Source organism: Mycobacterium alsense, assembly GCF_002086635.1.
Classification (GTDB): Bacteria; Actinomycetota; Actinomycetes; order Mycobacteriales; family Mycobacteriaceae; genus Mycobacterium; species Mycobacterium alsense.
Genome location: NZ_MVHD01000010.1, coordinates 29,461 through 41,258, shown reverse-complemented (window position 1 = coordinate 41,258; position 11,798 = coordinate 29,461). Strand labels below are relative to the sequence as shown.

At 70.0% G+C, this 11,798-nt stretch carries 17 protein-coding genes; 7 read left to right on the top strand and 10 right to left on the bottom strand.

All coding sequences use genetic code 11. From position 1 onward, the window contains the following. Positions 1-48 precede the first annotated feature (48 nt). Positions 49-1,134 carry an NAD(P)H-dependent amine dehydrogenase family protein gene (locus BST11_RS08630; RefSeq protein ID WP_083137506.1) on the bottom strand — a complete coding sequence of 362 codons (1,086 nt, stop codon included), beginning with the start codon at positions 1,132-1,134 and terminating at the stop codon, positions 49-51. Between the two features lie 73 nt (positions 1,135-1,207). Between BST11_RS08630 and BST11_RS08625 the strand changes: the two genes are divergently transcribed. The 3 genes from BST11_RS08625 to BST11_RS08615 are packed head-to-tail and all read left to right on the top strand — an operon-like array spanning position 1,208 to position 3,459. Continuing rightward, positions 1,208-1,558 (top strand): MmpS family transport accessory protein, encoded by a 351-nt coding sequence (locus BST11_RS08625; protein ID WP_083137505.1) that lies wholly within the window; start codon positions 1,208-1,210, stop codon positions 1,556-1,558. Between the two features lie 17 nt (positions 1,559-1,575). Then, complete coding sequence (locus BST11_RS08620) at positions 1,576-2,871, top strand: cytochrome P450 (RefSeq protein ID WP_083137504.1); 1,296 nt, start codon at positions 1,576-1,578, stop codon at positions 2,869-2,871. Positions 2,872-2,898: 27 nt separating this feature from the next. Further along, positions 2,899-3,459, top strand: a complete 561-nt coding sequence (locus tag BST11_RS08615; RefSeq protein ID WP_244897576.1) for an ester cyclase — start codon at positions 2,899-2,901, stop codon at positions 3,457-3,459. A 16-nt stretch (positions 3,460-3,475) separates the two neighbouring features. Here the strand turns inward: BST11_RS08615 and BST11_RS08610 are convergent, their stop codons facing one another. The 4 genes from BST11_RS08610 to BST11_RS08595 are packed head-to-tail and all read right to left on the bottom strand — an operon-like array spanning position 3,476 to position 5,865. Beyond that, the gene (locus BST11_RS08610; RefSeq protein ID WP_083137574.1) at positions 3,476-4,171 is read right to left on the bottom strand and encodes a haloacid dehalogenase type II; all 696 of its coding nucleotides are present in this window, start codon (positions 4,169-4,171) and stop codon (positions 3,476-3,478) included. Beyond that, positions 4,168-4,776, bottom strand: coding sequence for a class I SAM-dependent DNA methyltransferase (locus BST11_RS08605; RefSeq protein WP_083137503.1), 609 nt, complete (start codon positions 4,774-4,776; stop codon positions 4,168-4,170). Before BST11_RS08605 ends, BST11_RS08610 begins: the two co-directional genes overlap by 4 nt. Before the next feature lie 7 nt (positions 4,777-4,783). Then, positions 4,784-5,527 carry an Rv3717 family N-acetylmuramoyl-L-alanine amidase gene (locus BST11_RS08600; RefSeq protein ID WP_083137573.1) on the bottom strand — a complete coding sequence of 248 codons (744 nt, stop codon included), beginning with the start codon at positions 5,525-5,527 and terminating at the stop codon, positions 4,784-4,786. Between the two features lie 2 nt (positions 5,528-5,529). Beyond that, positions 5,530-5,865: a hypothetical protein gene (locus tag BST11_RS08595; RefSeq protein WP_211284678.1), complete on the bottom strand. Its 336-nt coding sequence runs from the start codon at positions 5,863-5,865 to the stop codon at positions 5,530-5,532. 112 nt (positions 5,866-5,977) lie between these two features. Between BST11_RS08595 and BST11_RS29235 the strand changes: the two genes are divergently transcribed. Beyond that, positions 5,978-6,346, top strand: a complete 369-nt coding sequence (locus BST11_RS29235) for a ClpX C4-type zinc finger protein (protein WP_083137502.1) — start codon at positions 5,978-5,980, stop codon at positions 6,344-6,346. Between the two features lie 6 nt (positions 6,347-6,352). Here the strand turns inward: BST11_RS29235 and BST11_RS08585 are convergent, their stop codons facing one another. Together BST11_RS08585 and BST11_RS08580 are read right to left on the bottom strand one after the other, a co-directional pair. Beyond that, the gene (locus BST11_RS08585; protein WP_083137501.1) at positions 6,353-7,009 is read right to left on the bottom strand and encodes an enoyl-CoA hydratase-related protein; all 657 of its coding nucleotides are present in this window, start codon (positions 7,007-7,009) and stop codon (positions 6,353-6,355) included. Between the two features lie 15 nt (positions 7,010-7,024). Further along, positions 7,025-7,639: a TetR family transcriptional regulator gene (locus BST11_RS08580; protein ID WP_083137500.1), complete on the bottom strand. Its 615-nt coding sequence runs from the start codon at positions 7,637-7,639 to the stop codon at positions 7,025-7,027. 44 nt (positions 7,640-7,683) lie between these two features. Between BST11_RS08580 and BST11_RS08575 the strand changes: the two genes are divergently transcribed. Then, positions 7,684-8,850, top strand: a complete 1,167-nt coding sequence (locus tag BST11_RS08575; protein ID WP_083137499.1) for an acyl-CoA dehydrogenase family protein — start codon at positions 7,684-7,686, stop codon at positions 8,848-8,850. 4 nt (positions 8,851-8,854) lie between these two features. Here BST11_RS08575 and BST11_RS08570 read toward each other — a convergent pair whose 3' ends face one another. Beyond that, positions 8,855-9,412: a TetR/AcrR family transcriptional regulator gene (locus BST11_RS08570; RefSeq protein WP_083137498.1), complete on the bottom strand. Its 558-nt coding sequence runs from the start codon at positions 9,410-9,412 to the stop codon at positions 8,855-8,857. A 9-nt stretch (positions 9,413-9,421) separates the two neighbouring features. Further along, positions 9,422-10,003 (bottom strand): TetR/AcrR family transcriptional regulator, encoded by a 582-nt coding sequence (locus BST11_RS08565; protein ID WP_083137497.1) that lies wholly within the window; start codon positions 10,001-10,003, stop codon positions 9,422-9,424. A gap of 75 nt (positions 10,004-10,078) precedes the next feature. Between BST11_RS08565 and BST11_RS08560 the strand changes: the two genes are divergently transcribed. Beyond that, positions 10,079-10,477 (top strand): ester cyclase, encoded by a 399-nt coding sequence (locus tag BST11_RS08560; RefSeq protein WP_083137496.1) that lies wholly within the window; start codon positions 10,079-10,081, stop codon positions 10,475-10,477. Beyond that, positions 10,474-10,944, top strand: coding sequence for a DUF1772 domain-containing protein (locus tag BST11_RS08555; protein ID WP_244897575.1), 471 nt, complete (start codon positions 10,474-10,476; stop codon positions 10,942-10,944). The genes BST11_RS08560 and BST11_RS08555 overlap by 4 nt, the downstream gene beginning before the upstream one ends. 9 nt (positions 10,945-10,953) lie before the next feature. Here the strand turns inward: BST11_RS08555 and BST11_RS08550 are convergent, their stop codons facing one another. Next, positions 10,954-11,706 (bottom strand): DUF3060 domain-containing protein, encoded by a 753-nt coding sequence (locus BST11_RS08550; RefSeq protein ID WP_083137495.1) that lies wholly within the window; start codon positions 11,704-11,706, stop codon positions 10,954-10,956. Positions 11,707-11,798: the final 92 nt, after the last annotated feature.

The window sequence follows — 11,798 nt, the reverse complement described above, 5'->3', positions numbered from 1 at the left end:
CTGGAGCCCATCAAAGCGTGAGCTATGCGCCAGCTGTATAACGACCGGTCAGCGGATCGCGCCCTCCCCGGCGATCAGCGGCAGGTCCAGCGGGGTGACCCAGCCCGGCCGCAGGTCGTTGACGGCCGGCACGGCGTTGAGCGCGCGCATTCCGGTCGCCAGGCAGCCCGCCGTGGCCGCGTCTCGTCCCGAGCCGTCGGTGAACCGGAACGCGGTCTCCTGGAAGATGCTCGGGGTCCCCTCGATCTCGACCCGGTAGACGTCGTTGTCGTGTCCCCTCGGCCAGTCGGGCGCCGCGTCGAGCCCGATGCGGTTGACGTGTTCGAGCTGGATGCGCGTCTCGCCCTGGTAGATCCCGTTGATGGTGAACCGGACCGCGGCGACGTGGCCGGGTTTGATGACGCCCTTGGCGGTGGCGCGCTCCGTCGGGGTCACCCACTTGTCCCAGGTGGTGGTGATCTCGTCGAGCATGATGCCGGCCGCGTGGGCGATCATCGGGACGGTGGCGCCCCACGCGAAGATCAGCATGTTGGAGTCTTCGAGCATCGGGCTGTATTCGGGCTCTCGGCCGATGCCCATCTCGACTTCGTAGTCGCCCTCGTAGTTGGTGTAGTCCAGCAGCTCCGACGCCCGCACTCGCCGGATCTCGGAGCACAGGCCCATCAGCGTCATCGGGAACAGGTCGTTGGCGAAGCCGGGGTCGATGCCGGTGGTGAAGCAGGACGACTCGCCCAGCTCGCAGGCCTCGGTGATCGGCGCGATCCAGTTGGGTGGGTTGAGGTGCATCGTCGGCCAGACCCACGGCGTCATCGCGGTCGAGCACACGTCGATGCCGGCCCGCAAAAACCGGGTGATCAGCTTGATGTTGTCCTTGGCGTGCATCGCCGTGGGGCCGTAGTGCACCAGCGCGTCGGGCTTGAGCGCGATCAGCGCGTCGACGTCGTCGGTCGCGGTGATGCCCACCGGTTCTGGCAGCCCGCAGATCTCGCCGACGTCGCGGCCGACCTTGTCGGGGTTGCTGACGCCGACGCCCACCAACTCGAACAGCGGATGCTTGACGATCTCGGCGATCACCATCCTGCCGACGAAACCGGTGCCCCAAACCACCACACGCTTTGAGCCACTTGCGGACATACTCACCTTCCTGCTCGCCGGCCCCCGCTTCACCCTAGACCGGGCGACCTCCGTGGTGACACGATGTGAAACCATGACCAGTCATCTGAGCCGGCCCGCGCTCGCGGCCGCGATCGGCATCGGGCTCGCGAACGCATGCGGTGCCGCGTACGCGGCGCCGCCCGAAAACCCGCACGTCCGCTACGAGGTGAGCGGCCCGGGCGTCGCCGAGTTCATCTCGTATCAGACCGACACCGGGCAGCAGCGTGCGGTGAACGCGAAACTGCCGTGGTCGACGCAGTTCACCGGCTTCGGCGGCCAGGTGTTCGTGGTAAGCGCCCAGGGGCCGGGCCCCATCACGTGCAAGATCCTGCTCGACGGCAATGTCGTGAGCGACGCGACGGCGACGGTGGGCACGCCCGCCAGGACCGTGTGTACCCACTGACGGCGGGAGGCCACCAGGTGAGCGTCAACACCGGAGTCGCGACTCGAGTCAACGGGGCGCCACCGCCCGAGATCTCGCTCGCCGACATCCATCTCGAGTCCCTCGACTTCTGGGCGCTCGACGACGACGTCCGCGACGGCGCGTTCGCCACCCTGCGCCGCGAGGCCCCGATCTCGTTCTCGCCCGCGATCGAGCTGGAAGGGTTCGAGTCGGGCACCGGGTATTGGTCGCTGACCAAGCACGACGACGTGCATTTCGCCAGCCGCCATCCGGACATCTTCAGCTCCGCGAGCGGGATCACCATCAACGACCAAACCCCCGAACTGGCCGAGTATTTCGGCTCGATGATCGTGCTCGACGATCCGCGCCATCAGCGGCTGCGCTCGATCGTGAGCCGGGCGTTCACGCCGAAGGTGGTGGCCCGCATCGAGGCGTCGGTCCGCGAGCGCGCCCACCGGCTGGTCACCTCGTTGATCGCCGATCACCCCGACGGCGAGGCCGATCTGGTCAGCGAGCTCGCCGGGCCGCTGCCGCTGCAGATCATCTGCGACATGATGGGCATCCCCGAGGAGGACCACCAGCGGGTATTCCATTGGACCAACGTGATTCTCGGGTTCGGCGACCCCGACCTGACGCTGGACTTCGAGGAGTTCATGCAGGTGTCGATGGACATCGGCGCCTACGCCAGCGCGCTCGCCGAGGATCGGCGGTCCAACCACCACGACGACCTGACCACCAGCCTGGTGGAGGCCGAGGTGGACGGCGACCGGCTGACGTCCCAGGAGATCGCGTCGTTCTTCATCCTGCTGGTGGTGGCCGGCAACGAGACGACGCGCAACGCGATCAGCCACGGCGTGCTGGCCCTGTCCCGCTACCCCGAGCAGCGCGAGAAGTGGTGGTCCGACTACGAGGCCATCGCGCCCACCGCGGTCGAGGAGATCGTGCGGTGGGCGTCGCCGGTGGTCTACATGCGGCGCACCCTGACCCGCGATTTCGAGCTGAGCGGGGTCAAGATGGCCGCGGGCGACAAGGCCGCGCTGTGGTACAACTCGGCCAACCGCGACGAGTCAAAGTTCGCCAATCCGTGGACCTTCGACGTGACCCGCGACCCCAACCCGCATCTGGGCTTCGGCGGCGGCGGCGCACATTTCTGCCTGGGCGCCAATCTGGCGCGGCGCGAGATCAGGGTCGTGTTCGACGAATTGCGCCGCGAGATCCCCGATATCATCGCCGTCGAGGAACCGGCGCGCCTGCTCTCGCAGTTCATCCACGGCATCAAGCGGCTGCCGGTCGCCTGGACCCCGCCCTCCTGACGCCCCGCGCCACCACACGCTGACCACGTGAGCACTCCCGCAATTCCCGTGTTTCCCGCTCCCGAGGTGCTTGCCGCGCGCGAAAAGCTCGTCCTCGACCACTTTCACGACGAGGTCCGCCACGCCTGGGACGACGTGCTGGCGACGTTCCCGCACCCGCGCTACGAGCTGATCCCCCAGATGGTCGTCCACGACGGCGACGAGGCGGTGCGCGGCTACTACGTCTACACGCGGACCGCGTTTCCCGACCAGGACCACGAGATCATCGCGCTGCGGCACAGCGCCGACGCGGTGATCGTCGAGTTCTGGCTGATGGGCACCCATCGCGGCGATCTCGGCAAGGTTCCGCCCACCGGCAGCCGTTTCCGGGTCCGCATGACGGCCTACTTCGTGTTCGACGACACGGAAACGCTTGTCTGCGAACGCATTTACTTCGACACACTGACCATGATCAAGCAGCTGCTGGGCGGGCTGGACATGAAGAAACCCAAGAACTGGCTGCTGGCCGCGCGCTGCGTGCGCGGCTTCCTGTCGATGTCGTCGGAAAAGCCCGACCCGGCGCTGACTTCCGCGACGGCCAACCCCTGACCGGATCCGCGCGGCACTAGCAGCCGAGTTGCGCTGCGAGGTCGAGGAAGTCGGACGCGTTGACGTCGAACTCGTCGGAGTAGGCGACGTCGGCCTCGCCGCCGGCCCCGAATTCCAGCGGGCGCGCGACGAAGGCCGTCGCAAAGCCGAGGCCACCGGCGGCGCGGAGGTCGTACTTGTGGCTGGCCACCATCATGATCTCGGCGGGCCGCAGGCCAAGGTAGGTCGCGGCCATCCGGTAGGCGGCGGCGTCGGGCTTGAAGACCCCGGCCATCTCCGCGGCGAAGATCGCATCCCAGGGCAGGCCCGCGCGCTTGGAGATGTCGACCACCGCCGAGACGTCGGCGTTCGACAGCGTGGCCAGCGTGTAGGCGCCCTTCAGCCGGGTCAGCCCCGGCACCACGTCCGGCCACGGCCGCAGCCGCCGCCAGGCCAGCGTGAGCTCGTCCCGATCGGCGCCCGACAATCCCGTGATGCCGCAATCGTCCAGCGCGGCGTCGAGGGCGCGGCGATACACCGAGTGCACGGAGACCCAGCCGCCGCCCCGCGGAGCCCGCAGCGCGGCGAAATAGCCCGCGCGCCAGCGGCGCACCAGCTCGGGCCAACCGGCGCCGGGATGCCGCCCGGCGCTGACCCGCGTGGCCTCGTCGCAGACGGTCGAATGGAAATCCGTCGCCGTGCCCTGCACGTCGAACAGCAGCGCCCTGATCACGCGCCGCCCCGCCGCGCGAGCCACACCGTGCGCCCGCCGCAGGCGGGGTCCTCGACGACGTGCGCCACGACCTCGAAACCGTTGGCGCGCAGCAGGCGGCGATACTCGTCGGCATCGAGGCTCGCGTGGTAGAGCGGCTCGCCCCGATAGCTGCCCACTCGTTCGCCGGCCGCGGGCCCGCTGGTGAACATCAGCGCGGCGCCGGCGGCGCCGTGGCGTGCGAAGATCGGGAACATCCGGCGCTGATCGGCCTGCGTCAGGTGAAAGAAGCTGTCCCAGGCCATGATTGCGTCGAACGCGCGGCCCAGCCGCAGCGTTCGCATGTCGGCGACGCGCCATTCGTGGCCGGGGAACCGGCCCGCGCACATCGCGATCATGGCGCTCGATGCGTCCACCCCGGTCACCCGGCAGCCGTGTTCTATGAGGTGCCGGGCCATCGGCACACCGCTGCCGCAGCCCATGTCCAGCACCGCGGGGTCGCTCGGGGCAATGCCGAGAAGCCGTTCCAGCCAGTCCCTTTCGAGCAAATGATCGCCCCGGTCACGCGACCAGGCCACGGCGTGGCGCTGATAGAGGTCGACCACCCGGTCGGCGGCAGGATCCACGGCGGCGCTAGCCGGCCTTGGCGTTCAGGTACGCGACGATCCCCTGGGTGACCGCCGATGCGTAGGCGGCCCGGCCGTCGGCGCTTTCCATGCGCGCGGCGTCGTCGGCGTTCTTCATGTTGCCCAGCTCGACGAGGACCGCCGGGTACTCGGCCAGGTTCAGCCCGGCCAGGTCGGCGCGCCCGTAGAGGCCGTCCGAACCGATGTAGGTGGCGGGATGAAAACCGGCCTGCGCCAACGCGTCCCGCATCACGTGTGCGAGCTGGATGGCGGGGCCGGACTGTACGGCGTTCAGCGGCGGGCTGGAGTAGTTGACGTGAAATCCCGACCCCGACGCCGGTCCCCCATCGGCGTGGATGCTCACGATCGCGTCGGGGCGCATCGCGTTGCCCAGGGCCGCGCGTTCGTCCACGCAGGGGCCGGCCGAGCCGTCGTTGTCCCGCGACAGCTGCGTGCGGACCCCCATCTGGTTGAGCGCGCCGCTGATCAGCCCGACGACCGCCCAGGTGAACGCGTGCTCCGGGTATCCGCCGTCGGTGGCCGCGCCCGACGCGTTGCACGGCTTGGTGCCGCCCCGGCCATTGGTGACCTGCCGGTTGTTCGAGGCGTCGTTCACCGCGTTGTGACCCGGGTCGAGGAAGACGCCCATGCCCGCGATGCCGGCGCCCGCCCGCGGGGCCGCGACCGCTCCGCCCACGCCGAGCAGCGCCGGCGCGACGGCGGCGTAGCGCAGGGCGTCGCGCCGCGTCACGTTCACCCGCGTGATCGTAGTCGCCGCACGTGCCGTCGCGCCGGATACAGGTAATGCATCAGTTCGGCGCCCGCGACGCCGTAGATCCCGCGGTCGTCGCCTTGCAAGACCCAGTGGTGCTGCTGATCGGCGCGGGCGGCGAGCGCGGCCCAGTAGGCCGCACGCAGCGCCGCGCGCCTGCGGTTATCCCGCACCACGGCCCGGACCACGAAGAACAGGCCGACCAATGCCGCCGCGCCGACGATCAACCAGATCAGCTTGACGATGACCCAGGCGATCAGCACCAGCGCGAACAACGCGCCGAACCCGCCGCCCGAGCTTTCCCTGGACCTACCCATGTCCGAAAGCTACGCACGCCCACCGACACCTTTTGACCGGCGGCCGCCTCCTTGTCAGGGCGAGCCTGACGCCGTACGTTTGTCAGGATCAGCCTGACAACGGGGGGTGCCGATGAGTCCCACGGCCAACGAGACCGCGCAGATCTGGTGTTCGTTCTGCGGCAAGTCCAACACCGAGGTCGACAAGCTGGTAGCCGGGCCGGGCGTGCAGATCTGCAACGAATGCATCGAGGTGTCCCAGGCCATCATCGAGGAGTACCGGGACAGGCCCAACGAGCTTCGCCTGCCGATCTGGGAGACGATGAGCGACGAGCAGATGCTCGACCACATCCCCCGCATGGCCGTGGTGGCCCAGCAGGTCGAGACCGACCTGCGCTCCTGGGTGCGCGAGCTGCGCCGGCGCGGGGTCACCTGGTCGAAGATCGGCCAGACCCTGGGCATCACCCGCCAGTCGGCGTGGGAGCGATTCTCCGGCGAGTAGCGCGGCTCAGCCGTCGGTCAGCGCCCGCGCCGCGGCGCGAAACATGGTCTGCTTGATCGCGCCGAGCGTGCCGGGGTCCTTGCCCCCCAGCGGGCGCAGCGCGTCGACGGCCGCCGCGGTCACCGCGCCCTCGCCGGCGGTGGCGTCGACGATGCCGAACCCGGCCGCCTCCACCCCGCCGAACCGCCGGCCCGTGGTCATCGAGGCCACCGCGGCGCGCGGGGTGAGTTTGGCCTGGATCAGCGCGGCCATGCCGTCGCTGAACGGGATCCGGATGTCGACCTCGGGAAAGCAGAAGTAGCCCCGGTCGGCGCGCATCACCCGCACGTCGTGGGCGATGGCGAGCATGGCGCCGGCGCCGAAGGCGTGCCCGGTGACCGCCGCGGCGGTCGGCGCCGGAAACGTCAGCACGCGCGCCAACAGGGCCTGCACCTTCGCGATGTAGGACTGGGTTTGCTCGGGGTGGGCGGCGAGCCAGTCCAGGTCAAGCCCGTTCGAATAGAACTTGCCGCGCCCGGTGGTGACCAGGCCCTGCACCCCGGCTCGCTCGATCTCGTCGAGGTGGGCGCCGACGGCGTCGAGGAATTCCGGGGAGAACCGGTTCTCGTCCTCGCCGAGGTCGACGACGGCGATCTTGTCGTCCCAGGTCAGGGTCGGTGCCATGGGGTTCCTTCCTTCTCACTTGGCTTTTCGCGGCGGCGGTGCGCCGACGGCCAGGACGGCGCGTACCGCGGCGCGCAGCCGTTCGCGCGCATCGGGATCGTCGATCCTGTTGCGGCGCAACAGGATCGCGGTCGGCAGGTCGACGACGCAGGCGGTGATGACGTCGACGGCCGCGGCATCCTTGCGATCCCACAGGGCGCGTGCCAGCCGAATCATGGTGCCCACCAGCAGCCGGTCGAGGTCGCGCAGCTGGGTGGCGACCTCGGGCGGCGTCTCGGGCCCCAGCAGCTCCTCGCGGCGCACCGTCAGCAGCAGCTGAGAGGAGTGCGGGTGCTGTTCCGCGAACACCGTGGGCGCCTCTGCCGCCGCCACCACCGCCGCCGCGCCATCGCCGGCGGGCGCGGAGTCGATCAATGCGCCTTGCGCGGCCAGGAACCGGTGCCCCGCGCGCAACCACGCGCGACCCACGAGGCCGGCGCGGGAACCGAACGTGTGATAGACGGCGCCGTTGGACACGCCGATCGCATCGCCGATCGCGCGGATGGTGACGGCGGCGGGCCCGGACTGCACCGCCAGCCGCTCCACGGCATCCAGGATCTGATCCTGGTCGTAGAGGCGTGGGCGGGGCACCCGGACATAATAACAGAGCATATGCTCTTTTATTACCGTACTCTTTGGTATGTTACGGTCGCCCGGTGCACGGGATCACCGCCGAATTCGTCGCGCGGCTGGCCGAACGCGCCGAGGAGGCCGAGCGGCTGCGCCGGCTGCCCGCGCCGACCGTCGGCGAGTTCCGGCGGACCGAGCTGTTCCGGCTGCTGCTCCCCGCCCGATTCGGCGGCATCCAGGCCCCGTTTCCCGAACTGCTGCAACCGATTCGGCGCATGGCGCACGGGTGCCCCTCCAGCGCGTGGACGCTGGGGTTCTACGCGCTGCACAATTGGATGCTGTCGCTTTTCGACCCGAAGGCGCAGGAGGAGGTGTTCGCCGCGGGCCCGGTGCTCGCGCCCGCTCCCCTGGCCCCGACCGGGCGCGCCGCCCCGACCGAGGGCGGGGTGCGCCTGAGCGGCCGGTGGGCGTGGGCGACCGGGGCGATGGACGCGGACTGGATGATCGTCGGGGCGCTCATCGAGCGGCCGGACCGGATCGACCCGGCGCTCGCCGTGCTGCCCGCCGAGCAGGCCGAGGTCGTCGACACCTGGCACACCGCGGGCATGCGCGGCACCGGATCCCACGACGTGGTCGTCACCGACGTGCTGGTCCCCGAGCACCGCATCGTCGCGGTGGCCGACATCTACGGCGGAACCGCACCCGGCGCGCGCTTCCACGACGCGCCGACCTACAGGTGGCCGCTGGTGCCGGCGCTGGCGCTGACGGCGTCGATGCCGGTGCTGGGCGCGGCCGAGCGGGTGACCGACCTGTTCGCCGAGCGGCTGGGCGAGCGGGTCCTGGCGTATAGCGGTGTGGCGCAAAAGGATCAGCCCGCAGCCCAGATCCGGCTCGCCGACGCGCGGGTGCGGCTGCGCGCGCTGCGGGCGCTGATCGCCGACACGGCCGACGGCATCGAGCGCCTGGTCGCCGGCGGCGAGCGGGTGGGCCGGCCGGTGCGGGCCGACGCGCGGCTGGCGGCCGCCCACACCGTGCACGAGAGCCGCGCGATCATCGCCGACCTGCTGGAGGCGTCCGGCGCCAGCGCGCAGTTCCTGTCGAGCCCGCTGCAGCGTTTCAAGCGGGACGTGGACATCGCGTCCGGGCACGTCGTGTTCGACTACGACATGGGCCGGGAGTTGGCCGGCGCGTTGGCCATCGGCGCGAAGATCTCCCCGATCGCGATGGTCTGACGGTCTAGCGCGGGTCGGCCAGCATCAGGTCCAGCAGCCGCTCGCGTTGCGCCGCCCGCTGCGCCTCGGCCGCCGAGCCGGCCAGGTGCAGCAGCCCGATCCCGGCCGCGAAGGTCAGCTCCGCGCGCAGCCTGGCGTCGGCCGGGGCGAAACCGTAGTCGCTGTAGGCCTTAGCGACGGCGCGCAGGAGCCGCCGGTCGGCGGCGTGGATGCTGGCGGCGGCGGCCGGGTCGGTGCGCGCCCACTCGCGCATCGCGCGCTCGAGCATCCAGTGCCGCGGGCTGACCAGCGCAATCATCATGGCGGACAACCGTTCCCGCGGGGCCAGCGTGTCCAGTTCGGCCAGCGATTGCCGGTCGCGTTCCAAAAACGTGTTCCACGATTCGACCAGCGCGGCGCGGTAGGCGTCCATGTCGCGGAAGTGCCAGTAGAAGCTGCCCCGGGTGACGCCCGCCTGCTTACAGAGGCGTTCGACCTTGAGGGCGCGCACGCCCTCCTCGGCGAGCACGGCGTAGCCCGCCTGCAGCCAGTCCTCGACCGACAGCCGGGTGCTCGGGGTCACCGTGCCAGGTTACGGCGAGGCATCGGCCGGGCAGAACCGGCCGATCAACGCGTCGATCCTCTCGCTGTCGTGGTCCGGCCGCAGCCGGCCGCCGCGGCTCAGCGAGGTCAGGCCGTGCAGCGCCGCCCAGAACACCTCGGTGAGGGTGTCGGCGTCGTCGGTCATCGGGGAAATCGCTTGGCGCAGCTCGTCGAAGGCGGCGACCAACGGGGGCGGGGTGTCTTCCTTCGCGAAGCGAAGGATGGTGCTGCTGGTGAACATCGCGTCGTAGACGGCGGGGTAGTCGCGGGCGAAGTCGAGATAGGCGTGGGCGACCCGGGTCAGCGCCTCGCCGGGCGTGCGGCCGGCGGTGCGGGCGGCGCGCTGCCGGGCGGCCAGCTCGGCGAACCCGTCGAGGGCGACGGCGGCGGCGATCTCGTCCATGCTCGTGAAGTGTTTGTAGAGGACGGGCTGGCTGTACTCGATCTCGGTCGAGAGCCGGCGGGTGGTCACGGCGTCCCATCCCTCGGTCTCGGCGATGCGCCGGGCGGTGTCGACGATCAGCTCGCGGCGCGCGGCTCGCTCCCGCGCGCGCCGGTCTTCGGCAGGCATGCCTCGATAATAGCACCGCTAGAAACTCTAGCAATGCTATTGACACCGTCGTGGCCCAGGGTTAGCGTTGCTAGCATGAATGACACCGGCCAGCGCCTCGCCGAGGCCTTCGTGCAGATGCTCAACGACCATGACGCGGACCTCGTCGACGGCTTCGTCGCCACCGACTACCGCAATCACAACGCGTTCGTCGGCGACGGGCGGGAGGCCAACCGGCGGTTCTGGGCGGCGTTCTTCGCCGCGTTCCCCGACCTGGCGGCGACCATGGAGGACCTCGTCGTCTCCGGCGATCGGGTGGTCGGCCGCTTCGTCTACCGCGGCAGCCACCGCGGCGACTTCATGGGAATCCCGGCCACCGGGCGACCCATCGAGATGCGCTCCATCGACATCTGGCGCGTCGCCGGCGGCATGTTCGTCGAGCATTGGGACGAGCTCAACACCCTGGAGCTCTTTCAGCAGCTGGGGGCGGCGTGACCGAGTTGGCCCGGGTGGCCGCGCTGGTCGCCGCGCTGGGCACCGCGGTGGTGTTCGGCACCGACGTGTTCTGCGCGATGGTGCAGCGACCGGCGTTGGCGCGCATCGACGATCGCTCGCTCGTCGCGGTGATGGGCAGCGTGCACCGTTACGGCGACCGGCGCATGCCGCTGCCGGGCGCGCTCGGGATCGTCGCCGCGGCGGCGGGCGCGCTGGCCGCGGCCGCGGCGGGCCGATGGATCGCGGCGGCCCTGGCGGGCACGGCGGTCACGCTGCTGCTGGTCTGGCTCGGGCTCTACCTGCGGGTGAGCGCGCCGATCAACCGGCAACTGACGGCCGCCGCCGAGGCGAACACCGTGCCGGCGAATGCCCGTGCGCTGCAGTCGGACTGGGACCGCGTCATCAATGTCCGCGCCGCCCTGCAGGGCGCGGCCCTGTTGGCCTTGTGCCTCGCCTTGGCGGCGTGAGGCGCCCCGTCAGCCCTGGCGAATGTTGTTGGAATAGCCCGAATCGGTGACCTTGGGCGTGCCCGAGTGATACGCGACGTCGTTGTTGTAGCCGGAGACGGTGATGGCGTCGACGCTGTCGACGGTGACCTTGTTGTCATAGCTGGTGATCGCCAGGCTGGCGCAGTGACCGGTGATGTTGAACGTGATCCCGTAGCTGGACAGCTTCAGGGTCGCATTGTCACAGGCCTTGTCGGTGACGGTGTTGCCGTAGCCGGTGGACTCCAGGGCGTCGGCGCTGTCGACGGTGACGATGTTGTTGTAGCCGCCCACCGTGAGTCCGGCGCAGTGGCCGGTGACCGTGTACGTGGTGCCGTAGCCGTACAGGGTGAGGTTGCCGTCGTTGCACGCGATCGTTCGGCTGCCCATGTTGCCGCCCACGCGCAGCTCGCCCCCTTGCGGCACCGCGGTGGGACCGGCGGACGTCGTCGTCGTGCGGGGACCGACGAACCTGTGGGGGGTGGGCCTGACGAAATGCGTTATGAGGCTGATGATGATCGGCCCGAGGAACGCCAGCGCGACGACGAGGAGGAGCCAGGTGTACGACTTGCGGCGTCGCGGCGGCGGGAAGCCGAACCCGTACGGCGACCCGCTCCGGCCCGCCGGGCCCTCCGTGTAGGTCGGGCTCTCCGTGTACGTCGGTTGGCTTTGCGGGTTACGGCTGACGTCGGCGAGCTGTTGTTCCAACTCGCGGATCCGCTTTTCGGGATCGTCGTCCTTCATTTGCCATATGGTGTCATACAGCGAGTTAACGGGCTACTGATCATTCGCTCTGTCCGATTGACTTCGACGATAGTTCCCGTGGCAGGGGTAGA